We start from the raw sequence: 26,210 nt of genomic DNA, 5'->3' as shown, positions 1-26,210 counted from the left end.
CCCGCGGCGGGCCACCGTCGAGCCGACACCGACGACCCCGACGACCCCCACGACACCGACGACTGAGACCGAGAGGAGCACCCGGGCATGGACGACGTGTTCGCGAACTTCGACCTGGTGCTGAAGGCCTTCTGGCTGACCATCCAGCTGGCCGTGCTGTCCGGCCTCCTGGCGATGGCGCTGGGAACCCTCCTGGCCGCCATGCGGGTCGGTCCGGTCTCGGTGCTGCGCGGCGTCGCGTCGACGTACGTGACCCTGGTGCGCAACACCCCGCTGCTGGTCATGTGCATCTTCGTGTTCGTGGCCGCGCCGAACCTCGGGCTCCTCGTGGGGACGCCCTTCCTGGTCAAGGGAACGATCGCGGTCGGGCTCTACACCGCGCCCTTCGTGGCGGAGGCGATCCGCTCCGGCGTCAACGCGGTCCACCTCGGCCAGGCGGAGGCGGCCCGCGCGATCGGGATGACCTTCGCCCAGAACATGCGCCACGTCGTGCTGCCCCAGGCCTTCCGCGCCTCGGTGCCGCCGCTGGCGAGCACCCTCATCGCGATGACGAAGAACACCTCGGTGGTCGCGGTCTTCGGGATCATGGAGGCGACAGCCCGAATGCGCTACTTCGTGAACCGCAACGCCGACGAGACGATCCTCATCTTCATCGTCTTCGCGATCGGCTACATCCTGCTCGTCGAGCTCATCTCTCTCGGCGCGGTCGGACTCGAGCGACGCTGGAAGGCGGCCCGCTGATGGCTGGTTCGGTCCTCTTCGACGTCCCCGGCCCCAAGACGGTCGCGCGGCACCGGCTCTACACGATCCTGACCGCCGTCGGCGTGCTCGCCGCGCTCGCGGGGATCCTGCTCTTCCTGCAGTCGGAGGGGGAGCTGGCCTACAGCAAGTGGGAGCAGTTCGTCACGCCCGAGTACGTCGAGGTGCTGCTCGTCGACGGCCTGCTCAAGACCCTGCAGATGGCCTTCACCGCGATCATCTTCGCGGTGGTCTTCGGCGTGGTCTTCGGTGTCGGCAAGCTCTCCGACCATCGCCCCGTCCGGTGGGCCTGCGCCCTGGTCGTGGAGTTCTTCCGCGCCGTGCCGGTGCTGCTGCTGATGGTCTTCATCTTCTTCACCTGGGGCGTCGGCGACGGCTTCGGCCCCTACTGGTCGGTGGTCCTCGCGCTGACCCTCTACAACGGCTCGGTGCTCGCCGAGGTGTTCCGGGCCGGCGTGCTGGCCGTGCCGAAGGGGCAGGGCGAGGCGGCCTACGCGATCGGGATGCGCAAGACCCAGGTGATGAACCTGGTGCTGCTGCCGCAGGCCGTGAAGATCATGCTGCCCGCGATCATCAGCCAGTGCGTGGTCGCGCTGAAGGACACCAGCCTCGGCATGTACATCGTGGCGCCCGGTCTCACCTACGTCGCCAAGCTGATGTGGACCGAGTTCCCCGGAACGCACCTGCAGACCGCGATCGTCCTGGCGCTCCTCTACGTGACGGTCAACCTGCTGCTGACCGCGATCGCCACCTGGGTGCAGAAGCGGTTCGTCGGCGAGCACAAGCCGCTCGACGTCGGCATGACCGCGCTCACCGCCGCCGGGGCGGGCACCGGTGGCCCGGTGCCGCCCACGGACGGGACGCGCTGACCTACTTCTTGCTGGTCACCCAGAGGTTGATGGTGCCCTCGATGACCACGGTGCCGTCGGCGAGCTCGCCACGGACCCGGACCGGAAGGTCGCCCTCCGCGCTGTCCCACTGCTCCTGGTCGGTCTCGGCGATGCAGGTGACGTCGCCGGTCGCCTTGGCCGTGTAGGACACGGTCATTCCCTTGGGGATCCACCGCTTGGCCTTCGGGATGGTGACCTCGGCCAGGCCGCCCATCGCCATCTCGAGGCCGTTGCACAGCGCGATCGCGTGCACGGTGCCGATGTGGTTCTGCACGCTGCGGCGCTTGGGGATCACGACCGCGGCGTAGTTCGGCCGGAGCTCGGTGACCCGGGGGTGGATCGTGGCGAAGTAGGGCGCCTTCTGGCTGAACGCGATGGAGAAGACGCGCTTGCCGAGGGTGCCGCCGACCACGGGGAGGCTGGTCGTGGTCTTCCAGAGGCTGTGAACCTGAGTCATGGCGGCAGATTACTCGCCAGTAACCTCCAGCGCGAGAGGCCTCAGCGCTTCGTGCCGACCGTCACACCGCCGGGGCCGAGCGTGATGACCGGCAGTCCCGGGAGCGCGAGCTCGACGGTCGCGCCCCGCTGGCCCTCCCCCGGGAGGGTGACGGTCACCGGTCCCGCGCAGATCCGCCGCCCGCCGCAGGCCGGCGTGGGCGGCGGCTGCTTCGGCGCCGCCGGCCCGTCGGTCGGCGGAGCCGGCGGGGCCGGCGGCGAGGCGGGCGTCTCGGCCGGCGGAGCGGGCGGCTCCTCGGCTGCGGCAGGCGGCTCCTCGTCCGCCGGGCGCGGACCGGGAGCGGGCTTCGCAGCAGGGGCGGTCGGGGACGTCGCCGGTGGCGTGTCCGCCGCCGCGGGCTCGTCGGCGACGGGGTCCAGCGGGGCGGGACCGGAGGGCGGTCCTCCCCCAGGGCCTTCCACTGCGCTCTCTGCCGGGCTCTCGGCGGCCGCGCGGGGCGTGGCCACCGCCGGGCGCTCGCTCTCGTCACCGCCGAAGGCGGCGAACGCGCCGGCCGCGACCGCGGCGACCGCCACCGCGGCGGCGACCGCCACGACCGGCCCCGGTGGACCGCTCGACGGAGGGCTCGCGGGTGCGGCCGTCGTACCCGCGGCGCCGCCGGCGGCCGTGCCGCCGGCCACCCACAGCAGCCCCTTGCTGCCGGACGGCAGGGCGAGCAGCACGATGGGAAGGACGTGGACCGCCAGCTTCTGGTTGACCCGGTCGACGACGAGGAAGGCGCGCTGGCACTCGGCACAGCCGTCGAGGTGCGCGCCGAAGCGCTGCTCGGCGCGCGTCCCGAGGTCGCCGCGGGCGTACTGGCTCATCCGGTGGTGCACCCAGCGGCACTGCTCGCGCGCCGGCTCCGGGCCGGCGTGCAGGTCGAGATAGGCGCGCTTGAGACCCTCGCGGGCGCGGTGGGCGAGCGAGGAGACGGCCCGCGGCTTGAGGTCCATCAGCGTGGCGACCTCGGCGGGCTTGCGGCCCTCGACCTCGACGTGCCACAGCACCGTGCGCCAGCTCTCCGGCAGCGTCGCCAGCGCGTCGACCGCGACGCTCTCGTCGAGCCCCTCGACGGCCTCCTCGGGCGTCACCTCGGCGGTCTCGGCCTGCTCGAAGAGCCACGGCTGGTCCGAGGCGAGCGCCTCGCGCTGCGAGCGCAGGCCGTCGCGGTAGCCGTTGCGGATGGTCACGTGGAGATAGGAGCGGAAGCTCGCGGTGGGGCCGCCCCCGGAGCTGAGCTGGCCGAGCACCCGCGAGAAGGACTCGGCGACGAGCTCCTCGGCCGCCTCGGCCCCGACCAGGATCCGGGCGAGGTGGCGTGCGCCGTCGACGTGCTCGCGGTAGAGCTCCTCGAAGGCAGCGGTGTCGCCGGCTCGCACCCGGTCGAGGAGCTCCTCCTCCGGGGTGCGGGACGCGTCCTCGCCCATCCGATCCTCCGCCATCTCTCTGCCCGACCGACCGCCACCAGGGCGCGCCGCTGTGCCGGTCCAACGACCGAGCACATCCGATGATGCACCGAATCCGAAAACTTTCGAACTCGCAGGGATTTCCGCGTGATGTTCCGGGCCGTACGCCGTCTGGTCCCATGACGGCCCCGCCGGGGCGGTCACCACCGATCGGAGAGACATGAGCACGACGTACCGGGCCCCCGCACCGCGTGCGGCCGCTGCGCCCGCGGTCGTCGCACTGCGCCCGCGGTCCCTGGCCCGCCGGGCCGTCGTGCTGCGCGAGCAGGTACGCCGCCGGCGCGCGGCCTGCCTGCCGCACGAGGACCTGTTCCTCGACGTCCTCGACGGGGTGCTGGCCCGGACGGCCCGGGTGCCGCACGCGGACCTCGACGTGTGGGCGCGCCTGGTCGCCCTCGTCGAGGAGCACCCGGACCTCTCCCACACGCTGCCGGCGTGCGCGGCCTCCGGCAACCTCGTCGGGCTCGCGCTCTTCGGCGACCTCGAGGACCACGCGGCGCTGTCGGGCCTCGTCGACGAGCTCGGCCACGACCGGCTCGCCCGCCTGCAGCACCGCTACGGCTCCGCGCTCGAGACCGACTCGCGTCTGCCCCTGACCACCGACGCCCTGCGCCGGATGCTCGCCCCGGGGCTGGCCCGGCGACTCGCGACCCGCCCGCCCGCGCCGTACGACAGCGCAGCCGTCGACGACGCCTGCCTGCGCGCGGCGCACGCCCTGCTGCTGCAGGGCGTCGACCGCACCTGGACCGTCCCGCCGCTCGACTCGGTCGAGGAGCTCCTGGACATCACGGCGCACGGCACGGTGCACGAGTGGCGCCACCACGTCGCGATGATGATCGCGGACCCGTGGTCGCCGTACACCCAACGGCTGCTGGACCTCGCCGCGACGATCGCCGGCAGCCACGCCGCGGCCGTCGTGACCATGATCGTCGCGCTGTGCCGAGAGCGGGCCGCAGGGCCCGCCCGCCGGTCCCGCGCGCGACCACCGCACCGCGCGACCTCCGGGTCGCGCCACCCGGGCGGCCGAGCCGCCCCGTGAGCCGCCGAGGCGGCTGCAGCGTCGAACCGATCCGGCTGGGGGGCGGGGCGGAACGACCGGGGCCCGAAGCATCTGGGGGGTGCTGCGGGCCGGACGTCCTGGCATCAGGAGCTGCAGTCGTCTCGGCACCCGACCGCAACCGCGGGGGGAGCACACGCCGCCGGGGTTCCCCGGAGGGAGGGGAATCCCGGCGGCGTCCTCGACTCAGCCCGCGACGCGGGCGACCGCGAAGATGCGCCGGAACGGAAGCACGACGCCGTCGCCGTCGTCCGGGTACGCCGCGCGCAGCCGCGCCTTCAGCTCGTCCTCGAAGCCCGGCCGGAGCTCGTCGGGCAGCGCCTGGAGGGTCGGTCGGGCACCCGTGCCCGAGATCCAGGTGAAGACCGGGTCCGGGCCGCGCAGCACGTGCAGGTAGGTCGTCTCCCAGGCGTCGACCTCGCAGCCGAGGGCCTGCAGCGCCCGCAGGTAGGTCGTGGCGTCGTGTGCGTGCGGGGTGGCGACACCGGCCGTGTGGGCCGCATAGGCGGGCTCGGCCGCGAGCTCGGCACGCAGGGTGTGGCTGGGCTCGTCGTGGTTGCCGGGGACCTGGAAGGCGAGCCAGCCGCCGGGGGCCACGGCGCGCACGAGCGCAGGCAGCAGGTCGAGGTGCTCCGGCAGCCACTGCAGGGTCGCGTTGGAGACGAGGACGTCGACACCGCCGGCCGGGGCCGCGCCCAGCCAGTCGCGCAGGTCGCCCCTGTGGAAGGCGACGCGGTCGGCGGCGGGACTGTCGCAGGCGGCACGGATCATCGCGTCGCTGGAGTCCACCCCGGTGACCGCCGCCCCCGGCCACCGGTCGGCGAGAAGGGAGGTGAGAGTGCCCGGTCCGCAGCCGAGGTCCACCACGACCCGCGGCTCGGGTGCGGCGACCCGACCCAGGAGGTCGAGGAACGGTCGGCTGCGCTCGTCGGCGTAGGCCAGATAGCGCTCGGGGTCCCAGCGCAGGCTCATCGGCGGCGTCCTTCCCGGGAGACGGTGTCGAGGTGCTCGAGGACGAGATCGTTGACGGCGTCGGGTCGTTCCAGCTGGAGGAAGTGCCCGGCGCGCTCGACGACGGCGACCCGGCTGCCCGAGGGCAGGCGGTTCCCGATCCGGCCGGCCCAGCGCGGGTCGAGGCAGCCGTCCTGCGCGCCGTGCAGGTAGAGCAGCGGCACCGACGGCTCACCCGTCCAGGCGTCCGCCAGGGACCGGTAGCGCACCGGGAGCCGGTGCGGGCGCCGCTGCGCGCGGTAGTAGCCGAGGACCGCGCTCCGGTGGGCGTCGTCCGGGACCGCGGCGGCGAGATGGGCGAGGTCGACGCGCGCGTCGTACCCGGGCGACCACCGTCGCCACAGGTGCGCGACCAGCTCGTCGAAGCGCTGCTCCGGAAGCCGTGGCAACTGGTTGAACAGCGTGTACCAGCTCAGCCTCGCCTGGCGCGGCAGGATGCGCAGCCAGCGGCCGACGTCGTCGCGGCGGGGGGCCATGACCGAGAAGGGTGGGACCGCGAGGGCCACGATCGCGCCGAACGGGTTGGCCGTCCCGGCCGCGATGCCGTTGGCGGTGATCGCACCCCAGTCGTGGCCGACGAGGACGGCACGGTGGTCACCGCCGTACGCGCGGTGCAGCGCCAGCACGTCGTGCATGAGCGCCGGCACGTGGTAGCTGCCGTCGGCGGGGATCGCACTGGGCGCGTAGCCGCGCGTGAACGGGGCGACCACCCGGTGGCCGGCCGCGGCCAACGCCGGGCCGAGGTGGCGCCAGGTGTGGGCGGTGTCGGGGAAGCCGTGGACCAGGACGGCCAGCGGACGGCTCCGGTCGTCGACGTCGCCCCAGGTGAGGCTGGTCAGGGAGACCGGGCCGAGGTCGACCGTGCGCATGCTCACGGGGCCGACCCTACGCCCGAATTATCTTGATATCAAGATTCTCGATCGTCGGGCTAGGATGAGCGCATGCGCGACGAGGTGGACGAGCTGGTCGAGGCGTGGGCGCGCGAGCGCAGCGACCTCGACCTCGGCCCCGTGTCCGTCTTCAGCCGGATCTCGCGGCTGGCGCACCACGTCGACCGAGCGCGGCGGCACGCCTTCACCACCCACGACATCGAGTCGTGGGAGTTCGACGTGCTCGCGGCCCTGCGGCGCGCCGGCGAGCCCTACGAGCTCTCCCCCGGCCGGCTGCTGCGCGAGACGCTCGTGACGAGCGGGACGATGACCAACCGGGTCGACCGGCTCGCCATGCGCGGCCTCGTCGAGCGCCACCCCGACCCCTCGGACCGCCGCGGCGTCCTCGTGCGGCTGACTCCGGAGGGCAAGGACGCCGTCGACGGCGCCTTCGCCGCCCTGCTCGACGCCGAGCGCGAGCTGCTGACCGGGTTCACCGAGGAGGACCAGGACGCGCTCGCCGGGCTGCTCCGACGCCTGCTGGTGCCCTTCGCGAGCTGACCCGCGCCGGCTACTCCAGGAGCTCGGCGGCCTCGAGCCACTCCAGCTCGGCCGCCTCCTTCTCCTCCTGCAGCGTCGCCAGCGCGGAGCCGATCACCGACAGCTTCTCGGGGTCGGTGGCGTGCGCGGCGAGGTCGGCGCTCAGCTCGGCCTCGCGCGCGGAGAGCCGCTCGAGCACCTTGTCGAGGCGCGCCACGGTCTTGCGCGCGGCGCGCTCCTCGGCGGAGCCCGGCTTCGCCTTGGCCGACGAAGGGGTCGAAGGCGCCTCCGCCGTCGGGTCGGACCGCGGGACGCCGGCGTCCGCGGGCTCCGCGGTCGCTCGTGCCCTGCGCTCGAGATACTCGTCGACGCCACGCGGCAGCATGGAGATCCGCCCGTCGCCGAGGAGCGCCCAGACCGAGTCGGTGACCCGCTCGAGGAAGTACCGGTCGTGGGAGACCACGACGAGCGTGCCGGGCCAGCCGTCGAGGAAGTCCTCGAGCACGGTCAGGGTCTCGATGTCGAGGTCGTTGGTGGGCTCGTCGAGGAGCAGCACGTTGGGCTCGGTGAGCAACAGCCGCAGGAGCTGGAAGCGGCGGCGCTCGCCGCCGGAGAGGTCGCCGATGCGGGCGGTCAGCCGGTCGCCCGTGAACCCGAACCGCTCCAGCAGCGAGGTCGCGGTGATCTCGCCGTCCGCCGTACGGGTGACCCGGCGGATGCCCTCGACGGTCGCGAGCACCCGCGCGTCCGGGTCGTCGACCTCGACGTCCTGGGTCAGATGCTGCAGCGCGACGGTCCGGCCGTGGCGGACCTTGCCGGCGCTCGGCGCCGCCGCCCCGGAGAGCAGGGACAGCACCGAGGTCTTGCCGGCGCCGTTGACGCCGACCAGGCCCACCCGGTCGCCGGGACCCAGTCGCCAGGTGGCGTGGTCCAGGAGCCGGCGGGTGCCGCGGGAGAAGTCGACGTCCTCGACGTCGATGACGTCCTTGCCGAGGCGTTGGGTGGCGAAGCGCTGCAGCTCCAGCCGGTCGCGCGGGGGCGGCACGTCCTCGATGAGCGCGTTCGCGGCGTCGATGCGGAACTTCGGCTTGGACGTGCGCGCCGGCGCCCCGCGGCGCAGCCAGGCGAGCTCCTTGCGGACCAGGTTCTGGCGGCGGACCTCGGAGGCCGCGGCCTGGCGCTGGCGCTCGGCCTTGGCGAGCACGAAGGCGGCGTATCCGCCCTCGTAGGTGTCCACGACGCCGTCGTGGACCTCCCAGGTCTGCTGGCACACGGCGTCGAGGAACCACCGGTCGTGGGTGACGACGACGAGCGCGGAGGAGCGGGCGGCGAGGTGGGCCGCCAGCCACGCGACCGCCTCGACGTCGAGATGGTTGGTGGGCTCGTCGAGGACGACCAGGTCGTGGTCGCCGAGGAGCAGGCCGGCCAGCGCGCACCGTCGGCGCTCGCCTCCCGACAGGCCGTGGACCGCGCGGTCGAGGTCGACGCCCGCGAGCAGCACCTCGACGATCTCGCGCGAGCGCGCGTCCGCCGCCCACTCGTGGTCGGCCATGCCGCGGAGCACGACCTCGCGCACGGTGTGCGTGTCGTCGAAGTCGTCGTGCTGGGCCAGCACGCCCATGAGCAGGCCGCGCTGGCGCGAGACCCGGCCGTCGTCGGGCTCCTCGGAGCCGGTCATGATCCGCAGCAGGGTGGTCTTGCCGTCGCCGTTGCGGCCGACGATGCCGATCCGCTCGCCCTCGCCGACGCCGAGGGAGACGTCGGTGAGCAGCGGGCGGACGCCGTACGCCTTCGAGACCCGCTCCAGGCTGAGGAGGCTGCGCGGCTCAGGCATAGGTCACCACGTGGGCTCCGGCGACGGGTCCGGGCGCCAGCGTGCAGCGCAGGCCCTGGGCGCTCAGTTCCGCGACGGTGGCCCGCGCCTCCTCGACGTCCTCGTGCAGCACGAGGAGGGTCGGGCCGGAGCCGGAGAGCAGGACGCCGTCCGGTGCGAGGCTGCGCAGCCGCACCTCCACGTCCACCAGGTCCGGGCGCAGGTCCCGGGCCGCCGGCCAGAGGTCGTTGTCGAGGAGGTCGCCGATCTCGTCGGTGTAGCCCGTGCCGAGGGCCGCGATCAGCGCCTCCGGGAGGGGAGGCTCGGGCGGCGCGCCGGGCGAGAGCTCGTCGAAGTGGCCGTACACGGCCGGCGTCGACAGCCCCTCGTCGGACAGCACCACGACCCACCACACCGAGCTGGCGTCCTCGACGGGGGTGACGACCTCGCCATGGCCGGTGCCGAGCGCCGTTCCGCCCAGCAGCGCGAAGGGCACGTCGCTGCCGAGGGTGCCGGCGATCCGCAGCAGGTCGTCGTCGGAGGTCTCCAGGGCCCACAGGCGGTCGAGCGCGAGGAGGGTGGCGGCGGCGTCGGCCGAGCCGCCCGCCATGCCGCCCATCACCGGGATGCCCTTGGCGATCGTGATCCGCGCGGCGCGGTCGATGCCGTGGTGCGCGGTCAGCGCCCGGCCGGCCCGGATCGCGATGTTGTCGCCGTCGAGAGGGACGCCGTCGATCGGCTCGGTCAGGCCCACGGACCAGTCGTCGGCCTCGACGACCGTCACGTCGTCGTACAGGCCCACGGCCTGGTAGACCGTCGCGAGGGCGTGCTTGCCGTCGGGCCGCAGTCCGCCGACCCCCAGGTGGAGGTTGACCTTCGCGGGCGCCCGCACCGTCACCTGGGTCATGCGCTCCCCCTGGGGTCGGCAGTGGCGCCCCGCAGGGCGACGGCGATCGCCACGAACTCGTCGATCCCCAGGACCTCGCCGCGGGTCAGCGGGTCGATCCCCGCCTCCTGCAGGGCAGCCTCGGCCTGCTCCGCGCCGCCGGCGAGGGCTCGCAGCGCGCCGCGCAGCGCCTTGCGTCGATGGGCGAAGGCGGCGTCGATCACCGCGAACACCTGCTCGCGCGCCACCTCGTCGGTCGGTGGGTCGTGCCGGGTCCACGCGACCAGGCCGGAGTCGACGTTGGGCGCCGGCCAGAAGACGTTGCGTCCGATCGCGCCGGCGCGTCGTACGTCGGCGTACCAGGCCGCCTTGGCCGACGGGACGCCGTACGTCTTCGAGCCGGGGGGCGCGGCGAGGCGGTCGGCGACCTCCGCCTGCACCATGACCAGGCCGTGCTCGAGGGTGGGCAGCAGCGCCATGAGGTGCAGCAGCACCGGGACCGAGACGTTGTACGGCAGGTTGGCGACCAACGCCTGCGGGGGCGGGCCCGGGATCGCAGTGACCGTCATCGCGTCGGCGAGCACGACCCGGAACCGCTCGGCACAGCCGGGCGCGAAGGCCCCGATGGTCGTCGGCAGCTCGTCGGCGAGCAGCGGGTCGACCTCGACCGCCGTCACCTCCGCGCCCGCCTCGAGCAGTGCGAGGGTGAGCGAGCCCAGCCCCGGGCCCACCTCGAGGACGACCTCGCCCTCGACGACGCCGGACTCGCGGACGATCCGGCGCACCGTGTTGGCGTCGATGACGAAGTTCTGGCCGCGCTGCTTGGTCGGGCGCAGGCCGAGCCGCGCTGCGAGGTCTCGAACCTCCGCCGGGCCCAGCAGCCGCGGCGCGGAGGTTTCAGGCATGCGCCCAGCCTAGTGACCCTCGGGCCTCATCAGCGGGGGAGGCCGAGCTTGGCGGCGCAGCCGGGCCAGGGACCGTAGCCGCCGGCAGCGTCGCGCAGCCGGGTCGCCACGCGGATCTGCTCCTCGCGGGAGGCCTGGTGCGGGTAGCCGGTGCCGCCGTTGGAGCGCCAGGTGCCCAGGTTGAACTGCAGGCCGCCGTAGTAGCCGTTGCCGGTGTTGATGTGCCAGTTGCCACCGGACTCGCACTGCGCGAGCCGGTCCCAGACGGTGTTGCCCGACTCGATGACCGGCTTGGTGCCGACCTTGACCACCTCGGGGGTGGGCTCCCGCGTCACGGTCGCCGTCAGTACGACGCGACGCACGACCTTGCCGTTGCGCACCGTCACCTTGTAGGTGACGTCGCGGGTGCCGTCGACCCCGGGCCTGGCGACCTTGGTCTGCCCCTGGTACAGCGTGTCGTCGGAGACCTTCCGCACCGGGGCCGGCACGGCCTCTCCGGTGACGTTGCGCTCGCGCTTCTCGATGTCGGTGAACACGATCCGGTCGCCGTCGGCGAGCTCGGCGCCCCGCTCGGGGCTGACCTTGTCGTGCTCGTCGAGCTCCACGCCGACCTCGGCGAGCGCGTCCTCGACGGTGAGCGCGGGCACCTCGTGGACGACCGGCTTCGCGCCGGCCAGGGCGAAGGTGAGCCGCTTGGCGGTGACCACCTCGATCTCCGCGCCGCCGCGGTCGATGTCGGCCCCGCGGCTGGTCGAGAGCCGGCTGTCGGCGTACACGAGACCGATCTGGGTGAGCGCACCCTCCACGTCCGTGGCGGTCACCCAGTGGGTGCTCGTCTCGCCGTCGACCGTGAGCTCGACCGGCCGGCTGAACAGCACCGCGATCCGGTCACCCGACGCCACCTGCTCGTCCAGGCTGGGCTGCACGATGTCCCGTCCGGACACCTCGATGCCCTCGTCGCGCAGCACGTCGCCGACGGTGTCGCCCATCGTGGAGACGGTGCGCTCCCTGCCGTCGACCGACAGCCGCACCTCGGTGGACATCGAGGTGTAGCCCCAGGTGACCGCGGAGACCGCGACGAGGACGGCGGCGATGGTGAGCGTGAGGACCTTCCGGCTCTGGGCGAGCCGGGCGAGGGTGGGGTGTGCAAGGCGCACGATTCTCCGAACGTCGTACTGCCCGGGCCTCGAGCGACCAGCTCGGATCCAACCCCCCTGCGCACCCGCGCTCGGCGGCTGCGATGGCGGTCGGATCGGTGGTGAGCTGGTCGTGGAGCTGCTTCCCGATCCCGGCCGTCAGTCATCCACGAGAACAGGCCCTCCCCGCCGATGGCAACTTGGCGAGGGCCCTCACCGCGGCGGCACGTGACCCGACTCACCCCTCCCGCGCCTCACCGGCCCCATCCGTCACAGCGGGCCGGCGGCGGCCGCTACCAGGTGCCGCCGAAGGCGGCCTCGGTGTTCGCGTCGACCGCGGCGCACAGCTCGCCCAGGTCCTCGCCGCGCTCGGCGGCCATGGCCCGGACCGTCAGCGGAACGAGGTACGACGCGTTCGCGCGGCCGCGGTGCGGCACCGGCGTGAGGTACGGCGCGTCGGTTTCCACCAGCAGCCGGTCACGAGGCGTGACCCGCAGTGCCTCCCGCAGCGCGTCCGCATTCTTGAACGTCACCGTGCCCGCGAAGGACAGGTGCGCGCCCCGGTCCAGGCAGGCGCGGGCGAAGGCGGCGTCGCCGGAGAAGCAGTGCATCACCCAGCGCTCGGGGGCGCCCTCGCTGTCGATGACCTCGAGCACCTCGTCGTGGGTCTCGCGGTCGTGGATGACGAGCGTCTTGTCCAGGCGCTTGGCGATGTCGACATGACGACGGAAGGACTCGACCTGGACCGCCCGCCCGTCCTCGCCCGTCCGGAAGGCGTCGAGGCCCGTCTCCCCCACCGCGCGCACCCGGTCGTGCGCCCCGGCCAGCCGCTCGATCTCGTCCCAGGCCAGCTCCAGGGCGGCACGGCCCTCCTGCTCCAGGATCCGCGGCGCCTCGTTGGGGTGGAGCGCCACGCCGGCGACGAGCTCGGCGTGCTCGGCGGCGGCGGCGACCGCCCAGCGCGCACCGGGCAGGTCGCAGCCGATCTGCACGATCCGCCGTACGCCGACCGCGACGGCCGCGTCGATCGCCTCGCGGGCGTCCCAGGGCTCGGCACCCCGGCCCTCGCGGGAGATGTCGAGATGGCAGTGGTTGTCGACGACCGGGTGCGGCAGCGGCTCCGGCGCCGGTGGACGCCCGTCGGTCACGGCGCGGTGTCGCCGACCCGGTCGAGGATCGCCTCGGCCAGCACGTCGGGAGCGTGGGTGGGGATCCAGTGCGAGACGCCGTTGAGCTCGACGAAGCGGTACGGCGCGTCGACCCAGCGCACGGTGTGCTCGGCGCCCCACCGCCCCAGCGCCACGTCCTCGTCGCTCCAGACGAGCGTGGTCGGCACGCCGACGCGGGTGCGCATCGCCCGCGGGTCGTTGAGGGGCAGGGCGCGGTACCAGCCCAGCGCGTGGGGCAGGGCGCCGGAGTCGACGATCTCGCTGCGGACCCGGTCGAGGTCCTCGCGCGTCATGCCGGCGTGCCGCAGCTGGCGGTCGGACGCCGAGCGGACCCGCCCCAGCAGCGTCTCGGGGAGCACCGGGAGCTGGAAGGCCAGCATGTACCAGGACTTCAGCAGCTGCCCCGAGCGCACCAGGGAGGACAGGAATGCGCCCGGGTGCGGCACCGACACGGCAGTGAGGGTGCGGACCCGGTCGGCGTGGTGCTGGGCGAGCGCCCACGCGACGATGGCGCCCCAGTCGTGACCGACGACGTGGACCGACCCGCCCGCGCCGGCCACCGCGTCGATGACGGCGACGGCGTCCTGCGCGAGCAGCGCGACCCGGTAGTCCCGGCGCCGCTTCGGGCGTGCCCCCGGGGCGTATCCCCGCTGGTCCATGGCGATCGTGCGGTAGCCGGCCTCGTGCAGGCGCGGCGCGACCAGGCGCCAGGAGGTGGCCCGCTCGGGGAAGCCGTGCAGGAGGAGGATCGGCTCGCCGTCGAGCGGTCCCTCGTCGAGGAGGTCGAAGACGAGTCCGTCCCGCTCGACCGTCGTGATCCGCCCTGTCGTGGGTTCAGTCATCGATGTGCACCACCTGGTAGACGTCGCGCTTGGGAAGTCCAGCCTGCCCGGCGACCACGGCGATCGCCTCCTTGCGACGCATGCCGGACTCCTCGAGCTCGGCCACGGCGGCGCGCAGGCTGCCGGCGTCCGTCGCGATCCCCGCTCCGGGCGTGGCGCCGGCGACGACGATCGTGACCTCGCCGCGCACGCCGTCGCCGGCCCACGCCACGAGTGCGGCGAGCCCGTCGCGGCGCACCTCCTCGTGGGTCTTGGTCAGCTCGCGGCACACGGCCGCGGCGCGGTCACCGCCGAAGGCGTCGCGCATCGCCTCCAGGGCCGCCGGGGTCCGGTGCGGCGCCTCGAAGAAGACCATCGTGCGCTGCTCGGCGGCGAGGTCGGCGAGCCGGCGGGCCCGCTCCCCCGCCTTGCGCGGCAGGAAGCCCTCGAAGCAGAACCGGTCGACGGGCAGGCCGGACACCGCGAGGGCGGTCAGCACCGCCGACGGGCCGGGCACGGCGGTCACCCGGACACCGGCGTCGACCGCGGCGGCCACCAGCCGGTAGCCGGGGTCGGAGACGCTGGGCATCCCCGCGTCCGTGACGAGCACGACCCGCTCCCCGCTCTCCAGCGCCTCCACCAGCGCCGGGGTGCGGGCGGCCTCGTTGCCCTCGAAGTAGGACACGACGCGGCCGCCGAGCTCGATGCCCAGGTCGCTCACCAGGCGGCGCAGCCGGCGGGTGTCCTCGGCGGCCACCACGTCGGCCGCGGCCAGCTCCTCGGCCAGCCGCGGGGGCGCGTCGCCGACCCGGCCGATCGGCGTACCCGCCAGCACCAGGACTCCCGTCACGTGGCCCATGATCGCAGCCGGTGGTTTCGAGGCTCGGCGCCGGGGCGCCTCGCACCTCAACCACCGGAGGACTCGGCACGTAGGGTTGCCCTCCGTGACCGTCGTCGGCCTCTCCCGCACCGCGCTCGGACGGCGGGTGCCGCTGGCGGTCGAGCGGGCCGCGAGCCCGCTGCGGCGCCTGTCCGGGCGCGCCCGGCTGGTCGGCTGGCTGGGCCCGGTCGGCCTGATGCTGCTCGCCTTCGGCCTGCGCGTCGTCGGCCTGGGCAACCCGCACCGGTTCGCCTTCGACGAGACGTACTACGCGAAGGACGCCTGGTCGCTGCTCAACAACGGCTTCGTCCAGACCTACCTGAGCGACGCGGACGGCGACGCCGAGACCGACATCAACGCGGACATCCTGGCCGGGCACACCGACAAGGTGTGGACCGGCGACCCGTCGCTCGCGGTGCACCCGGATGTCGGCAAGTGGCTGATCGCGCTCGGCGAGAAGGCGTTCGGGATGGACCCCTTCGGCTGGCGGATCGCGTCGGCCGTCGCGGGCGCGCTGATGGTGCTCGTGATGTGCCGCCTGGTCCGCCGGATGACCGGCTCGACCATGCTCGGCTGCGTCGCCGGCACCCTGCTGATGCTCGACGGCCTGCACTTCGTGCTCTCCCGGCTGGCGCTGCTGGACATCTTCCTCGCGCTCTTCCTGCTGTGCGGGGTGTCGTGCCTCGTCGCCGACCGCGACTGGCACCGGGCCCGGCTCGCGCGGCGGGCCCGTCGTACCGAGGGCGGCGTGGGGCTCACCGGATGGGGCCCTGCCCTCCTGTTCCGGCCCTGGCTCCTGGCGGCGGGGGTCTGCTTCGGGCTGGCGGTCGGCACCAAGTGGACCGCGCTCTACCCCCTGGCCGCCCTCGGCGTCCTCTGCTGGGTGTGGAGCGCCGGCGCGCGCCGCTCCCTCGGGATCCGCTGGGCGCTGCTGAAGGGCGCGCTCCTCGACGGGGTCCCGGCGTTCCTGTCCCTCGTCGTGGTGGCACTGCTCGTGTACGTCGCCACCTGGGGCGGCTGGCTGGCCCACGCGGGCGAGTACGAGGAGCACCTGAGCTCGACGCAGTACCGGCAGTACACCGGCCACGGCCACTGCGAGAAGGACGCCGACTCGGACGACGAGCACTACGTCGCCGACCGGCTGGACACCACGCGGAAGTGGCCGACCGCGACCGAGAGGGACGCCCACGGCGTGGGCGAGGCGTGGCAGTCGCTGCGCTCGCTCTGGTACTACCACCAGGACGTCTACACCTTCCACACCCACTTCCTGGACTGCTCGAGCCACTTCTACGCGTCCAAGCCGTCGAGCTGGCTGCTCATCAACCGGCCCGTCGGGGTCGCCGTCACCAACGACATCGCGCCGGACGCGCCCGGCTGCGACGCGCCGGCCGGCAGCGACTGCATCAAGCAGGTCCTGCTGCTGCCGACTCCCGTGCTGTGGTGGGGCGGGGTCCTGGCGCTGATGTTCGCGGTCGCGATGTGGGTCGGCGCCCGGGACTGGCGCTACGGGCTGGCGGTCGTCGGCGCGCTGTCGACCTGGCTGCCGTGGATGCTGAACGACGACCGGCCGATCTTCCTCTTCTACGCCATCGCGGTCCTGCCGTTCACCGTCCTGGCGCTCACGCTCACGATCGGGACCCTCATCGGGCCCTCGCGCGCCCCGTCGGCGCGGCGGACCGCGGGCGTCGTGGTGGGCGGCGCCTTCGTGGTGCTGACATTGGTGAACTACGCGTGGTTCTGGCCGATCTGGACCAACCAGATGCTGACCCACAGCGAGTGGCTGGACCGGGTCTGGTTCTCGCGCTGGGTCTGAGCCGGGTCCCGGCCCCGCGGCTCAGTGGTGGCGCAGGGCGTCGATGAGCTCGTCCTTCTTCATCGAGGATCGGCCCTCGATGTCCAGCTCGCCCGCGCGCTTGCGCAGCTCGTCGACCGTCCAGTCCTCGTAGTCCCCGGCCTTGCCTCCGCGGCGGCCCACCGTGCTGGCCCCCTCGGAGGCCATCGCGTTCGAGATGCGCGCGGCCTTCTCCTTGCTGGCGCCGTCCTTGCGGATCTCCTCGTAGGCGTCGGGGTTCTTGATCCCGGGTCCGTGCTTCTTGGCGGGCATGTCCCGTCCTCCTGCCGTCGGTCGGTGTTCGGGTCACCCCGGGCGTTACCCGCGCAACGGCGCCAAAGACGCCTCCGGCCCGATCCGCACCTCGCCCGCCACGCGGTCGAGCTCCACCCCGGCGCCGAGGTCGACCACCCGGGCGTGCCGGTGCAGCCGGCGGACGACGGCGGCGACCACGGCGGGGCCGGGCTCGCTGCTGCGGTCGTAGCCGAGGAGCGCACCCGGTCGGCCCGGCCCCACGACCAGCGCGGTCACGCGGTGCTCCCCGCGCCCTCCCGGTGATCCGACCAGGCGCAGGTCGAGCACCCGGGAGCGGCGCGGAAGCGCGGCGCAGCGCACCGGCAGCCCGACCAGCCGACTGACACGACAGCGACGGTCGTCCGCCGCGCGCTCGGGCTCCATCCGACGCAGCAGCCCGAGCGCAGGCTCGGAGAGGCGGACCTCGCTGGTGACGTCCTCGACCAGGTCGAAGTCCACCACGAGCGGGAGGTCCTGGTCCGCCGAAGCCGCGCGGACCAGCCGGTGCGCGCGGGCCAGGGCGCCGCCGAGCCCCGGACCGAAGCGCGGCAGCAGGGCGGGCAGCCCCGTCAGCAGGGCGGTCGGCACCAGCGAGCCGTCGTCCTCCACGAGCAGCTCGACGTCGTCGACCTTGCCGGCCAGACGGTCGTCGGACCCGATGATCTGCCGGTCGAGCAGGTGGAGCCCGACGTCGTACCCCGAGCGCTCGGCGAGCGATCCCATCAGCGCACCTCCTCAGCCCTGGCCCATCGACGTGACGACCATCAGGGGGATCGCGGCCAGGGCCGCGACGGTGATGATGACGAGATAGACCACGCCCAGAGCGTTCGCGAGCCGGCCGTTGACGTGCTCCCCCAGGTAGTCGGAGTCGTTCGCCACCACCAGGATCGGGAAGTAGGTCAGCGGCAGCGCGACCGCGGAGAAGACCACCGAGACCTCGGTGACCATGATCGGGTCGACCCCCGTGAGCAGCACGCCCGCACCGAGGACGGTGGCCACCAGCAGGATGATGTGGAAGCCCGCCGCCTCCTTCGGCCGGACGAACTTGCCCCAGGGGAAGCCGAAGTACTGCGCGAGGCTGTACCCCGTGGACAGGCCGGTCTCGCAGGCGGCGCCGAAGGTGGCGGCGAAGAAGCCGAGGACGACCACGGCGAGGCCGATCTTCCCCAGGCCGACCGCGACGGGCAGGCCCACCTGGCCGAGCGTCTCCACCGCCACACCGGCCGGCATGAAGACCGTCGCGGCGCACGCCGCGATGGCCACCGACAGCACGCCGCCGAGCGGGAAGCCGATGAAGACGTTGGCACGCATCACGCCGAGGTCCTTCGACGTCCAGCGCTCCTCGACGCCGCCGCTGGAGAAGAAGAACACCTCGTAGGGCGTCATCGCGGCACCGAACAGCGCGACCCCGAAGAAGGCGTAGGTCGCCCAGCTCTCGGCGCCGGGCTTCTCCGCGGGCGAGAGCTGGGTCGCCAGCTGGCCCCAGTCCGGACCGAGCTGCCACAGCGCGACCGCGAAGCCGATGAGGGCCAGCCCCATCAGCCCGAGGACGTTCTCGATCGAGGAGAACTTCGCCCGCCACAGCACGACCCACACGGCCGCCGCGACGAAGGGCACGATCAGGACGTGGTGGACCGAGCTCACCAGCTGCAGCGCGAGCGCGACGCCGCCGATCTCGGCGATGAAGGTCAAGAAGGTGACCAACATCGAGCCGACGAGGTTAACGAACCCCATGCGCGGCCCCAGCCGCTCGCGAACCAGGTCGAAGGTGGCCCGCCTGCTGACGGCGGCGATCCGGCCGGACATCTCGGCGAACACGCAGATCCCGACGACCCCGACGAGGACGACCCAGACCAGCGAGGTCCCGAAGCGGGCGCCCACCTGGGCGTTGGTGACCAGGTCCCCGATGTCGACGAAGCCGCCGATGGCGGTCAGGATGCCGAGGAGGACGGCGAAGTAGCGCTTCACGGCGCCGCCTGCTCGAGCTCGCGCGCCAGGACGTCGAGCTGCTCGAGAAGGGCGCGGTCGTCGTACACGCCGTCGACGGCGTGCGCCCGGGCCTCCCCCACGAGCTCGACGGCCCGGTGGAGCAGGTCGAGCGCGGTCGCGGCGGCACGCTCGCGTGCGGCCGGGACCTGCAGCCGGGCGAGGTCCTCCTCCGCGGTCCCGGCGGCCTCCTCCGCATCGGCCACCAGCACGGTCGTGTACGGCGACCAGGTCCGCCCCGCTGCCGCGTTCTCCAGCGCGAGCCGCGCGGTCGCGACCTGGCTGGCGGCGTCGGTGAGGGCGCGCTCCGCCTGCTGGTCCCACCCCGCCGCATCCGGGCGGCTGACCACGCCACAGCCGACCGTGGCGACCAGCAACGCCAGGAGGAGGGCGAGCGGGGCCGCGACGACGGCCGGTCGCTGCGAGCGCATCACCTCGCGCGGCCCCACCAGGGGACCGCGGCCCACATCAAGGTGAACGCGAGCGCGACCGCCGTCGCGGCGATCATGGCGGCGCTCCGGCCGAGCACGATGTCGAACACCAGCAGCACCACGGCGGCGGAGACCGTGGCCATCCCGACCAGGCCGGCGAGGGCGCACTTCTGGGCCGCCCCCACGATCCACTCCCGCTGACCCTGCCGGAAGAGCACCCGGTGGTAGCACACCGGTGCGACGATGACGAGCGTCGTGAGCACGGCCACGACCAGGATGCCCAGGTAGAGCCGCTGCTGGGTCCAGGTCAGGTCGCCGAAGCGCTCGGTGAAGGGCACCGTCAGCAGGAAGCCGGTGAGGATCTGCACACCGGTCTGCATCACCCGCAGCTCCTGCAGCAGCTCGCTCAGGTTGCGGGTGATCTGCTGCGGCGGCCGGGACCGGCGGTCCCCACCGTCCGCCGGGTCCCCGGTCACGCCCGGTCCTCCTCCAGGTCCTGCGCATGCGGATAGGCCTCGTCCGGGTCGACGGCGTCGGCCGGCGCGGCGAGCGGGACCTCGGGGTCCACGTCGGGCACGTGGTAGTCCTCCGGGGTGGAGCGGTCGCTCTCCGGGATCGGCTTCTCCTCGGGGTCCACCGGCTCGTCGGGCTCCGGCGGGCGCTCGGGGTTCGCGGGGTCGGGGATGGTCATCGGTCCTCCCGGTCCTGGTCTCCGGTCCGGGCGTCCGGCCCGGCCGCTCCCTCCTGCACGTCGTCGTCGGTCGGGTGTCCCGCGACGGCGTCCGACGGCGACTCCTTCTCGCCGGCGTCGCCGAACCCGGCGACCTCCGACACCTGTCCCTCGCTCTGCTCCTCGGCCTGCTCCTCGTGCGGCTTCTCCATGGCCGTGAAGTACCCGGCGACCGACTCAGAACACGGGTTTCCCACCGGTCACACCGAGCACCGTCCCGGAGACGTACGACGCGTCGCCGGGCGAGGCGAGGAAGACGAAGGCGGGCGCGACCTCCGCCGGCTGCCCGGCCCGTCCGAGCGGGGTGTCGGTGCCGAACCGCTCGATCTTCTCCGGCTCCTGGGTGGCCGGCTGCAGAGGGGTCCAGATCGGCCCGGGCGCCACCGCGTTGACCCGGATCCCGTCCCCGCCGAGCGACGCGGCGAGGTTGACGGTCAGGTTGTTGATCGCCGCCTTGGTCGCCGCATAGTCCAGCAGCGTCTCCGACGGCTCGTAGGCCTGGATCGAGGCGTTGTTGACGATGCACCCGGGCCGCTTCCGCAGGTGGGGCGCCGCGGCCCGGACCAGCCACATGAGGGCGTAGAGGTTCGTCTTGAACGTGCGGTCGATCCGGTCGTCGCTGAGGTCGTCGACGGCGTGGTCGCGCGCCATCTGGTAGCCGGCGTTGTTCACGAGGACGTCGAGCGCCCCGAGCTCGTCGACCGTACGACGCACCGCCGCGGCACACGCCTCGCTGGTGCGCAGGTCGACCTCCAGGGCGAGCACCCGGCGGCCGGCATCGGTCACCAGGGCGGCCGTGGCGTCCGCGTCCTCCTTCTCCTCCGGGAGATGGGTGAAGGCGACGTCGGCGCCCTCGCGGGCATAGGCGATCGCGACCGCGCGGCCGATGCCGGAGTCACCCCCGGTGATCAGCGCGACCTGGCCGTCGAGCCGGCCGTGGCCGACGTACGACTCCTCGCCGTGGTCGGGCCGCGGCGTCATCTCCTCCGTGAGGCCGGGAGGGGTCTGCTGCTGGGCGGGAAAGGCTGGCTCGGTCATGTCCGGGCGTTACCCAGCCGCCGCGGATGAGACCCCCTGGCCCGGCGCGGATCCCGATCGACCCGGTTGGCGCCGCGGAGGCGGGTACCGCCTGGATATCAGTCGGTGCGGTCCTCCCGAGCCGCTCGGCTGGCGGTGAGGTCGTCGAGCAGGGCGTCCAGCAACCGGCGCAGTCCAGGGTGGCTGACATGCCCCTCCCGAGCCACCTGGATCAGCCGCTCGGCGACCTCCCGCACCTTCACGTTGCGGTTGCGCGACCACCACTTGAGCATGGCGAAGGCGGCGTCCGCGTCGAGGCCGTAGCCGAGCATCAGGATGCCCTTGGCCTGCTCGATCGTGTCGCGCGACGCCGCGGACGCGGCCACGGCGGCGTCGGCGGCGGCGGTGGTCTCGGCCTCGAGCTCGGGGGTCAGGTCGAGGTAGTACCCGACGAGCCGGTCGACCTTGCCACTGGTGCGGCCGTCGTCGTACTGGCCCTCGCCGCAGAGGACCACGTTGCGGGTCTCGCCGCCGACCATGATCCGGTAGTACACGTTGAACGGCGCACCGTCGGCGATCGCCTCCTCGAGGGTGCGCTCGACGAGCTCGCGGTCGTGCTCGTGCTTGTGGCTCATCACCAGCTCGGTGGTCGGCTCGACCTCGCCCGGCTCGTAGCCGTGGATCGCGAAGACGTCGTCGTCCCATTCCCAGCGCGCCTCGACCACGTCGAAGACGAACCGGCCGGTCTGCCGTGGACCGTCGAGACCCCCCAGCGGCACGGGCTCGCCCCCCGGCACTCCTTGATCCATCTCGGCCCCTCCGACTGCGTGCTCTCCGTATGCGGCCCGGTGCCCGGGGTACCCCGCATCCACCGGAGGAGGTCGCCATGGGACAACGGACCGCCCGCGTAGAGAACTATCCCGAACACCGGGCAGCCGGCACAACGGGGGGTCTCGTACTCCCGCTCCTGGCGGCGCGCCGCGCCGTGCTTCGCCTGATCCTGGGCGAGCTGTGGGAGGGCCCCCCGAGGACGACGAGGACAGGATGAGGACAGCATGAGGTTGCCGGAGCCCTGCGGGCCGCTGAGCGAGCACGTGGTCGACACCCTGCGGGCCCGCCCGCACCGGCCGCACGCCGTGGCGGAGCCGCGCGCCATGGGAGATGTCACCTACCCGCTCACCGACCGCGACTTCCAGCTCGCCCTCTGGGTGCTCTACGAGCTGCACTACCGCGGCTTCGACGACGTGGACGACGCGAACGCCGAGTGGGACCCGCTGCTGATGGTCAGCCGCGCCGCGCTCGAGCGGACCTTCGAGCACGCGGTCCGCCAGCTCGTGAGCGCCGCCCCCGACGACGCGCCGGCTCTGGAGAGTCTCGGTGACACTCCCGCCGAGCAGGTGACCGCGGCGCTGGTGCGGATGACGGCCCGCTCCGGGCCCTCGGAGGTCGCCCAGTTCCTGCACCGCCGGGCCAGCCGCGAGCAGTTCTGCTCCTATCTGGGCGAGCGAGCCGTCTACCACCTGCGCGAGTCCGACCCGCAGAGCTTCGTGCTCCCCCGGATCGGCGGCGCGGCGAAGGTGGCCCTCGCCGAGCTGCAGTACGACGAGTACGGCGGCGGGCGTCCCGACCGCCTGCACCAGACGCTCTTCGCCCGCGCCCTGGCCTCGCTCGACATGCCGACCGACCTCGGTCCGTACGTCGCGGGTGCGACCGGCGCGACGCTGGCGTCGGTCAACCTGATGTCGCTGTTCGCCCTCAACCGGCGCCTCCGCGGCGCGGCGATGGGGCACCTCGCGGCGTTCGAGGCCACCAGCTCCCTGCCGTGCGAGCGGATCCTCCGCGGGGCGCGGCGGCTGGGACTCCCCGAGGCGGTGCAGGACTACTACGACGAGCACGTCGAGGCGGACGCCGTCCACGAGCAGCTCGCCATCCGCGGCATCTGCGCAGCCCTGGTGGCCGACGAGCCCGATCTGGCGGCCGACGTGGTGTTCGGCGCGACGGCCTGTCTCGCGGTCGACGGGCTCGCGGGCGAGGTCCTGCTCGACGGCTGGCGTGGGCACCCCGGATCCCGGGCGGCGGGGTGAGCCGGGCGATGAGCAACCGACGCGTCACCGTCACCGAGTGCCCGGGCGGGCCGCTGCTGATCCGCGGCGCCGACGAGGTCGTCGGCTTCGACGGCAGCACCGCCCCCGTGGAGCGCGCCGTCGTCGCGCTGTGCCGCTGCGGCCGGTCCGACCGCCTCCCGTGGTGCGACGACAGCCACCGCGACCGGCGCCGGAAGAAGAAGCCGAGCAGCTGAGCCACGTAGAGCGAAGGAGAGGACGTTCGTGCGAGCAGTGACCTGGCAGGGCAAGGGCCGGATGAGCGTCGAGGAGGTGCCCGACCCCCGGATCGAGCAGCCGGACGACATCATCGTGCGGGTGACCTCCACCGGGCTGTGCGGCTCGGACCTGCACCTCTTCGACCCGCTGGCACCGTTCATGGAGCCCGGCGACATCGTGGGACACGAGCCGATCGGGATCGTCGAGGAGGTCGGCGCGGGCGTCACCTCGGTGCACCGCGGGGACCGGGTTGTCGTACCGTTCAACGTCAGCTGCGGTCGGTGCTGGATGTGCGCTCAGGGGCTGCACAGCCAGTGCGAGACCACCCAGAACACCGAGCAGGGCACCGGTGCCAGCCTGTTCGGCTACAGCAAGCTCTACGGCCAGGTGCCCGGCGCGCAGGCCGAGCTGCTCCGCGTGCCCTTCGGGGACACCTTGCCGATCAAGGTGCCGCACGGACCGCCGGACGACCGCTTCGTGTTCCTCTCCGACGTGCTGCCGACCGCCTGGCAGGCCGTCGAGTACGCCGCCCTGCGCCCCGAGGACACGCTCCTCGTGCTGGGGGCGGGCCCGATCGGGGACATGTGCGCCCGGATCGCCCTGATGCGCGGGATCCGCGTCTTCGTCGTCGACCCCGTCGCGGAGCGCCTCCAGCGCGTCGCCGGGCACGGCGCCGAGGTGATCGTCTCCGAGAACGACCCCGACACCATCACGACGATCCTCGAGCTCACCCGCGGGCGAGGGGTGGACGCCGTGATCGACGCCGTGGGCATGGAGGCCCACGGCTCGCCGGTGGCCGAGTCGATGGCGAAGGTGGTCAGCCTGCTGCCCGACCGGATCGCCCGGCCGGTGATGCGCACCGCGGGCGTCGACCGCCTGGCCGCTCTCCATCTCGCGATCCACGCCGTGCGCCGCGGCGGCACCGTCTCGGTCGTCGGCGTGTACGGCGGGCCGATGGACCCGATGCCGCTGATGGAGATGTTCGACAAGCAGATCCAGCTGCGGATGGGTCAGGCCAACGTCCGCCGCTGGAGCGAGGACATCCTGGCCCTCCTGCTGGAGTCCACCGACCACCTCGGAGTCGAGTCGTTCGCGACCCACCACCTCCCACTGGAGGAGGCGCCGGCGGCGTACGAGGACTTCCGGGCGAAGAACGACGGCATGGTGAAGGTGCTCTTCCGACCCTGAGTGGGTGGCGACGACAACGGTCCACCGCCTTGGTCCCGCTGAGCGTGTCGAGCGGACCGATAGCGGTGGACCGTCGTCGTGACCGTGGCGGCGGGTCGCCATCGGGGGTGGCGACCCGCCTGGTCACGGCACCCCGGGCACCAGTCCGGGGAGTCCTCTTCGGGTGTGCGTGCTCAGGCGGCGCGCGGGCTGCCGCCGCTCACGCCCATGGCGCGACGCAGGTCGGTGAAGATCCGCTGCAGCAGCCGCGAGACCTGGACCTGGGTCACCCCGAGCTCGTCGGCGATCTCCTGCTGCGTGCGCTGCTCGTAGAAGCGCATCCGCAGGATCTGCCGGTCCCGGGGCTTGAGCCGGCGGCAGGCCGGGCCGAGCATCGCCACGGCTTCGCTCTGCTCGAAGCCGGGCTCGAGCTCGGGCAGCAGGTCGCCCAGCGGGCTCCCGGTGGCGGCCACGGGCTCGTCGAGCGACGCGGCGTGGACGAGGTCGCCGCAGGCCAAGGCCTCCTCGACCTCCGCCGGGGGGCAGCCCAGCTCGTCGGCGAGCTCGTGCGGCGTCGGCGGGCGGCCGAGCCGCTGGCCCAGCTCCTCCTCGGCGGCGACCACGCGCGGGCGGATCTCCTGGATGCGGCGCGGTGGGCGCACCGCCCAGGCAGCCGAGCGGAAGTGGCGCTTGAGCTCGCCGAGGATGCTCGGCACCGCGAAGACCAGCAGGTCGTCGCCGCGCTCGGGGTCGAAGGCCTGGACCGCGCGCGTCAGCGCGAGGCAGGCCACCTGCTCGAGCTCGTCGGCGCTCTGGCCACGGTTGCGGTAGCGGGCGGCGAGGGTGCGCGCGACGGGGATGTTGAGGACGATGACCTCGTCGAGGAGGTCGTCGCGCTCGCCGGGCGGACACTCCCGCGCCTTCGCCAGCAGCTCGGCGGTGCGCGCCTTCCGTTCGGCGGAGCTGACCTGGCCGGTGGAGGAGGCGGTGGAGCGGTTCGGAATGGTGGGGCGTGCGACGGTGGACATGGCTACTCCCGAGGATCGGAAGCGATGTGGCGGTGGGCTTGGCCACGGATGTCTGGTGCGTCGCTACCCAACCTACCCCGACCGCATACCGATGGCGACCCCTGGGACCAGATTTCTCTAGTCCGAAAGGACTAGGCGGATGAGGACCGGTCGACACGTAACGAGCGGGCCGCGCCCGGGTTGGTAGGGATGTCAGGGCACGCCGGGTGCCCGTCGGATCCTGGGGGCACGATGGAGCAGGTCGTGGTGGCGCTGAGCCCGTTCACGCGGCGCAGCCGCTCGCTCGCGGTCAGCCACCTCGCCAGCGGCCTCGATCGGGGACTCGAGCCCGGCGAGCACCTGCTGCTCCATGACCCCGCCGACGACCAGCACTTCACCGCGGTGGTGGCCGACATCGCCTTCGCGGCCGACGACACGTCGTACCGGCTCGAGATCGGCACCCGGATCACCGCCGCGGAGGCGGCCGAGCGCCTGGCCCCCTCGGCCGACGGCGAGCGGCTCACCCTGCCGGACATCGTCGCCCTGCTGGCGGAGCTGCGTCGCAGCGAGCGCGACGTCACCGCCGCACTGGCGGAGCTGCGCGCCCGCTGAGGCGGCCCTCCGGCAGCGTCGTTCAGGCACGGCGGACTAGTCCTTCCGGGCCACCCCGGACGCCCCTCCGGCTCGACCCCGGTCGAAGGGGTCGCGCCTCGGCGCCAGGAAGG

30 protein-coding genes are annotated in these 26,210 nt (G+C 73.4%); 9 read left to right on the top strand and 21 right to left on the bottom strand.

From position 1 onward, the window contains the following. Positions 1–87: 87 nt before the first annotated feature. Complete coding sequence (locus tag ACJ5H2_RS03940) at positions 88–741, top strand: amino acid ABC transporter permease (RefSeq protein ID WP_408898262.1); 654 nt, start codon at positions 88–90, stop codon at positions 739–741. Beyond that, the gene (locus ACJ5H2_RS03935) at positions 741–1,628 is read left to right on the top strand and encodes an amino acid ABC transporter permease (RefSeq protein WP_408898261.1); all 888 of its coding nucleotides are present in this window, start codon (positions 741–743) and stop codon (positions 1,626–1,628) included. Before ACJ5H2_RS03940 ends, ACJ5H2_RS03935 begins: the two co-directional genes overlap by 1 nt. Before the next feature lies 1 nt (position 1,629). On the opposite strand, the gene ACJ5H2_RS03930 is transcribed toward ACJ5H2_RS03935, so the two are convergent. Together ACJ5H2_RS03930 and ACJ5H2_RS03925 are read right to left on the bottom strand one after the other, a co-directional pair. Further along, complete coding sequence (locus ACJ5H2_RS03930; protein WP_408898260.1) at positions 1,630–2,106, bottom strand: hotdog fold domain-containing protein; 477 nt, start codon at positions 2,104–2,106, stop codon at positions 1,630–1,632. 41 nt (positions 2,107–2,147) lie between these two features. After that, entirely contained in the window at positions 2,148–3,575 is a 1,428-nt protein-coding gene (locus ACJ5H2_RS03925) for a sigma-70 family RNA polymerase sigma factor (protein WP_408898259.1), read from the bottom strand. A gap of 199 nt (positions 3,576–3,774) precedes the next feature. Here ACJ5H2_RS03925 and ACJ5H2_RS03920 point away from each other — a divergent pair, with 199 nt between their 5' ends. Then, entirely contained in the window at positions 3,775–4,653 is an 879-nt protein-coding gene (locus tag ACJ5H2_RS03920) for a hypothetical protein (protein ID WP_408898258.1), read from the top strand. Between the two features lie 204 nt (positions 4,654–4,857). Here the strand turns inward: ACJ5H2_RS03920 and ACJ5H2_RS03915 are convergent, their stop codons facing one another. Both ACJ5H2_RS03915 and ACJ5H2_RS03910 read right to left on the bottom strand, forming a co-directional pair. Continuing rightward, positions 4,858–5,643 carry a methyltransferase domain-containing protein gene (locus tag ACJ5H2_RS03915; RefSeq protein WP_408898257.1) on the bottom strand — a complete coding sequence of 262 codons (786 nt, stop codon included), beginning with the start codon at positions 5,641–5,643 and terminating at the stop codon, positions 4,858–4,860. Then, positions 5,640–6,551 (bottom strand): alpha/beta fold hydrolase, encoded by a 912-nt coding sequence (locus tag ACJ5H2_RS03910; protein ID WP_408899584.1) that lies wholly within the window; start codon positions 6,549–6,551, stop codon positions 5,640–5,642. The genes ACJ5H2_RS03915 and ACJ5H2_RS03910 overlap by 4 nt, the downstream gene beginning before the upstream one ends. A 72-nt stretch (positions 6,552–6,623) precedes the next feature. On the opposite strand from ACJ5H2_RS03910, the gene ACJ5H2_RS03905 reads away from it, so the two are divergent. Beyond that, positions 6,624–7,112, top strand: coding sequence for a MarR family winged helix-turn-helix transcriptional regulator (locus ACJ5H2_RS03905; protein ID WP_408898256.1), 489 nt, complete (start codon positions 6,624–6,626; stop codon positions 7,110–7,112). A 10-nt stretch (positions 7,113–7,122) separates the two neighbouring features. Here the strand turns inward: ACJ5H2_RS03905 and ACJ5H2_RS03900 are convergent, their stop codons facing one another. From ACJ5H2_RS03900 to rsmI, 7 genes are all read right to left on the bottom strand, one after another. Then, on the bottom strand, positions 7,123–8,925 hold the full coding sequence (locus tag ACJ5H2_RS03900; protein ID WP_408898255.1) for an ABC-F family ATP-binding cassette domain-containing protein: 1,803 nt from the start codon (positions 8,923–8,925) through the stop codon (positions 7,123–7,125). Continuing rightward, complete coding sequence (locus ACJ5H2_RS03895; RefSeq protein ID WP_408898254.1) at positions 8,918–9,811, bottom strand: 4-(cytidine 5'-diphospho)-2-C-methyl-D-erythritol kinase; 894 nt, start codon at positions 9,809–9,811, stop codon at positions 8,918–8,920. Before ACJ5H2_RS03895 ends, ACJ5H2_RS03900 begins: the two co-directional genes overlap by 8 nt. Next, positions 9,808–10,695 (bottom strand): 16S rRNA (adenine(1518)-N(6)/adenine(1519)-N(6))-dimethyltransferase RsmA, encoded by an 888-nt coding sequence (rsmA, locus tag ACJ5H2_RS03890; RefSeq protein WP_408898253.1) that lies wholly within the window; start codon positions 10,693–10,695, stop codon positions 9,808–9,810. The genes ACJ5H2_RS03895 and rsmA overlap by 4 nt, the downstream gene beginning before the upstream one ends. 29 nt (positions 10,696–10,724) lie before the next feature. Continuing rightward, positions 10,725–11,852 (bottom strand): ubiquitin-like domain-containing protein, encoded by a 1,128-nt coding sequence (locus tag ACJ5H2_RS03885; RefSeq protein WP_408898252.1) that lies wholly within the window; start codon positions 11,850–11,852, stop codon positions 10,725–10,727. 272 nt (positions 11,853–12,124) lie between these two features. Then, entirely contained in the window at positions 12,125–12,979 is an 855-nt protein-coding gene (locus ACJ5H2_RS03880; RefSeq protein ID WP_408898251.1) for a TatD family hydrolase, read from the bottom strand. Next, entirely contained in the window at positions 12,976–13,842 is an 867-nt protein-coding gene (locus ACJ5H2_RS03875) for an alpha/beta fold hydrolase (RefSeq protein ID WP_408898250.1), read from the bottom strand. The genes ACJ5H2_RS03880 and ACJ5H2_RS03875 overlap by 4 nt, the downstream gene beginning before the upstream one ends. Next, positions 13,835–14,680 carry a 16S rRNA (cytidine(1402)-2'-O)-methyltransferase gene (rsmI, locus tag ACJ5H2_RS03870; protein ID WP_408898249.1) on the bottom strand — a complete coding sequence of 282 codons (846 nt, stop codon included), beginning with the start codon at positions 14,678–14,680 and terminating at the stop codon, positions 13,835–13,837. Before rsmI ends, ACJ5H2_RS03875 begins: the two co-directional genes overlap by 8 nt. Before the next feature lie 85 nt (positions 14,681–14,765). Here rsmI and ACJ5H2_RS03865 point away from each other — a divergent pair, with 85 nt between their 5' ends. Next, entirely contained in the window at positions 14,766–16,514 is a 1,749-nt protein-coding gene (locus ACJ5H2_RS03865) for a dolichyl-phosphate-mannose--protein mannosyltransferase (protein WP_408898248.1), read from the top strand. Positions 16,515–16,535: 21 nt separating this feature from the next. On the opposite strand, the gene ACJ5H2_RS03860 is transcribed toward ACJ5H2_RS03865, so the two are convergent. From ACJ5H2_RS03860 to ACJ5H2_RS03820, 9 genes are all read right to left on the bottom strand, one after another. Then, entirely contained in the window at positions 16,536–16,805 is a 270-nt protein-coding gene (locus ACJ5H2_RS03860) for a Rho termination factor N-terminal domain-containing protein (protein WP_408898247.1), read from the bottom strand. A gap of 45 nt (positions 16,806–16,850) precedes the next feature. Continuing rightward, entirely contained in the window at positions 16,851–17,549 is a 699-nt protein-coding gene (locus tag ACJ5H2_RS03855) for a hypothetical protein (protein ID WP_408898246.1), read from the bottom strand. Between the two features lie 12 nt (positions 17,550–17,561). Further along, positions 17,562–18,794 carry an NRAMP family divalent metal transporter gene (locus tag ACJ5H2_RS03850; RefSeq protein WP_408898245.1) on the bottom strand — a complete coding sequence of 411 codons (1,233 nt, stop codon included), beginning with the start codon at positions 18,792–18,794 and terminating at the stop codon, positions 17,562–17,564. Continuing rightward, positions 18,791–19,261 (bottom strand): hypothetical protein, encoded by a 471-nt coding sequence (locus tag ACJ5H2_RS03845; RefSeq protein ID WP_408898244.1) that lies wholly within the window; start codon positions 19,259–19,261, stop codon positions 18,791–18,793. Before ACJ5H2_RS03845 ends, ACJ5H2_RS03850 begins: the two co-directional genes overlap by 4 nt. Further along, positions 19,243–19,719 (bottom strand): DUF6328 family protein, encoded by a 477-nt coding sequence (locus ACJ5H2_RS03840; RefSeq protein ID WP_408898243.1) that lies wholly within the window; start codon positions 19,717–19,719, stop codon positions 19,243–19,245. The genes ACJ5H2_RS03845 and ACJ5H2_RS03840 overlap by 19 nt, the downstream gene beginning before the upstream one ends. Further along, entirely contained in the window at positions 19,716–19,934 is a 219-nt protein-coding gene (locus tag ACJ5H2_RS03835; protein WP_408898242.1) for a hypothetical protein, read from the bottom strand. Before ACJ5H2_RS03835 ends, ACJ5H2_RS03840 begins: the two co-directional genes overlap by 4 nt. Continuing rightward, positions 19,931–20,125 (bottom strand): hypothetical protein, encoded by a 195-nt coding sequence (locus ACJ5H2_RS03830; protein ID WP_408898241.1) that lies wholly within the window; start codon positions 20,123–20,125, stop codon positions 19,931–19,933. Before ACJ5H2_RS03830 ends, ACJ5H2_RS03835 begins: the two co-directional genes overlap by 4 nt. A gap of 25 nt (positions 20,126–20,150) precedes the next feature. Continuing rightward, positions 20,151–21,011, bottom strand: coding sequence for an SDR family oxidoreductase (locus tag ACJ5H2_RS03825; RefSeq protein ID WP_408898240.1), 861 nt, complete (start codon positions 21,009–21,011; stop codon positions 20,151–20,153). Between the two features lie 98 nt (positions 21,012–21,109). Beyond that, positions 21,110–21,799 carry a PAS and ANTAR domain-containing protein gene (locus ACJ5H2_RS03820; RefSeq protein ID WP_408898239.1) on the bottom strand — a complete coding sequence of 230 codons (690 nt, stop codon included), beginning with the start codon at positions 21,797–21,799 and terminating at the stop codon, positions 21,110–21,112. A 246-nt stretch (positions 21,800–22,045) separates the two neighbouring features. On the opposite strand from ACJ5H2_RS03820, the gene ACJ5H2_RS03815 reads away from it, so the two are divergent. From ACJ5H2_RS03815 to ACJ5H2_RS03805, 3 genes are read left to right on the top strand one after another with little or no spacing between them, the layout of a single operon-like run. Then, on the top strand, positions 22,046–23,074 hold the full coding sequence (locus ACJ5H2_RS03815; RefSeq protein ID WP_408898238.1) for an iron-containing redox enzyme family protein: 1,029 nt from the start codon (positions 22,046–22,048) through the stop codon (positions 23,072–23,074). Between the two features lie 8 nt (positions 23,075–23,082). Beyond that, on the top strand, positions 23,083–23,289 hold the full coding sequence (locus tag ACJ5H2_RS03810) for a CDGSH iron-sulfur domain-containing protein (RefSeq protein WP_408898237.1): 207 nt from the start codon (positions 23,083–23,085) through the stop codon (positions 23,287–23,289). 28 nt (positions 23,290–23,317) lie between these two features. Then, entirely contained in the window at positions 23,318–24,499 is a 1,182-nt protein-coding gene (locus ACJ5H2_RS03805; protein WP_408898236.1) for an alcohol dehydrogenase catalytic domain-containing protein, read from the top strand. Between the two features lie 173 nt (positions 24,500–24,672). Here the strand turns inward: ACJ5H2_RS03805 and ACJ5H2_RS03800 are convergent, their stop codons facing one another. Beyond that, positions 24,673–25,506, bottom strand: a complete 834-nt coding sequence (locus ACJ5H2_RS03800; protein ID WP_408898235.1) for a sigma-70 family RNA polymerase sigma factor — start codon at positions 25,504–25,506, stop codon at positions 24,673–24,675. Positions 25,507–25,737: 231 nt separating this feature from the next. On the opposite strand from ACJ5H2_RS03800, the gene ACJ5H2_RS03795 reads away from it, so the two are divergent. Further along, entirely contained in the window at positions 25,738–26,097 is a 360-nt protein-coding gene (locus ACJ5H2_RS03795; protein WP_408898234.1) for a hypothetical protein, read from the top strand. Positions 26,098–26,210 lie beyond the last annotated feature (113 nt).

This window comes from Nocardioides pymetrozini (genome assembly GCF_046058985.1).
GTDB lineage: Bacteria > Actinomycetota > Actinomycetes > Propionibacteriales > Nocardioidaceae > Nocardioides.
The sequence above is the reverse complement of the archived record's forward strand: the minus strand, read 5'-3'. Positions and strand labels throughout refer to the sequence as shown.

Coding starts and splice junctions, on each gene's coding strand:
- ACJ5H2_RS03940 (WP_408898262.1), top strand. CDS start 88: ATGGACGACGTGTTCGCGAACTTCGACCTGGTGCTGAAGGCCTTCTGG.
- ACJ5H2_RS03935 (WP_408898261.1), top strand. CDS start 741: ATGGCTGGTTCGGTCCTCTTCGACGTCCCCGGCCCCAAGACGGTCGCG.
- ACJ5H2_RS03930 (WP_408898260.1), bottom strand. CDS start 2,106: ATGACTCAGGTTCACAGCCTCTGGAAGACCACGACCAGCCTCCCCGTG.
- ACJ5H2_RS03925 (WP_408898259.1), bottom strand. CDS start 3,575: ATGGGCGAGGACGCGTCCCGCACCCCGGAGGAGGAGCTCCTCGACCGG.
- ACJ5H2_RS03920 (WP_408898258.1), top strand. CDS start 3,775: ATGAGCACGACGTACCGGGCCCCCGCACCGCGTGCGGCCGCTGCGCCC.
- ACJ5H2_RS03915 (WP_408898257.1), bottom strand. CDS start 5,643: ATGAGCCTGCGCTGGGACCCCGAGCGCTATCTGGCCTACGCCGACGAG.
- ACJ5H2_RS03910 (WP_408899584.1), bottom strand. CDS start 6,551: ATGCGCACGGTCGACCTCGGCCCGGTCTCCCTGACCAGCCTCACCTGG.
- ACJ5H2_RS03905 (WP_408898256.1), top strand. CDS start 6,624: ATGCGCGACGAGGTGGACGAGCTGGTCGAGGCGTGGGCGCGCGAGCGC.
- ACJ5H2_RS03900 (WP_408898255.1), bottom strand. CDS start 8,925: ATGCCTGAGCCGCGCAGCCTCCTCAGCCTGGAGCGGGTCTCGAAGGCG.
- ACJ5H2_RS03895 (WP_408898254.1), bottom strand. CDS start 9,811: ATGACCCAGGTGACGGTGCGGGCGCCCGCGAAGGTCAACCTCCACCTG.
- rsmA (WP_408898253.1), bottom strand. CDS start 10,695: ATGCCTGAAACCTCCGCGCCGCGGCTGCTGGGCCCGGCGGAGGTTCGA.
- ACJ5H2_RS03875 (WP_408898250.1), bottom strand. CDS start 13,842: ATGACTGAACCCACGACAGGGCGGATCACGACGGTCGAGCGGGACGGA.
- rsmI (WP_408898249.1), bottom strand. CDS start 14,680: ATGGGCCACGTGACGGGAGTCCTGGTGCTGGCGGGTACGCCGATCGGC.
- ACJ5H2_RS03860 (WP_408898247.1), bottom strand. CDS start 16,805: ATGCCCGCCAAGAAGCACGGACCCGGGATCAAGAACCCCGACGCCTAC.
- ACJ5H2_RS03855 (WP_408898246.1), bottom strand. CDS start 17,549: ATGGGATCGCTCGCCGAGCGCTCGGGGTACGACGTCGGGCTCCACCTG.
- ACJ5H2_RS03835 (WP_408898242.1), bottom strand. CDS start 19,934: ATGACCATCCCCGACCCCGCGAACCCCGAGCGCCCGCCGGAGCCCGAC.
- ACJ5H2_RS03830 (WP_408898241.1), bottom strand. CDS start 20,125: ATGGAGAAGCCGCACGAGGAGCAGGCCGAGGAGCAGAGCGAGGGACAG.
- ACJ5H2_RS03825 (WP_408898240.1), bottom strand. CDS start 21,011: ATGACCGAGCCAGCCTTTCCCGCCCAGCAGCAGACCCCTCCCGGCCTC.
- ACJ5H2_RS03820 (WP_408898239.1), bottom strand. CDS start 21,799: ATGGATCAAGGAGTGCCGGGGGGCGAGCCCGTGCCGCTGGGGGGTCTC.
- ACJ5H2_RS03815 (WP_408898238.1), top strand. CDS start 22,046: ATGAGGTTGCCGGAGCCCTGCGGGCCGCTGAGCGAGCACGTGGTCGAC.
- ACJ5H2_RS03810 (WP_408898237.1), top strand. CDS start 23,083: ATGAGCAACCGACGCGTCACCGTCACCGAGTGCCCGGGCGGGCCGCTG.
- ACJ5H2_RS03800 (WP_408898235.1), bottom strand. CDS start 25,506: ATGTCCACCGTCGCACGCCCCACCATTCCGAACCGCTCCACCGCCTCC.
- ACJ5H2_RS03795 (WP_408898234.1), top strand. CDS start 25,738: ATGGAGCAGGTCGTGGTGGCGCTGAGCCCGTTCACGCGGCGCAGCCGC.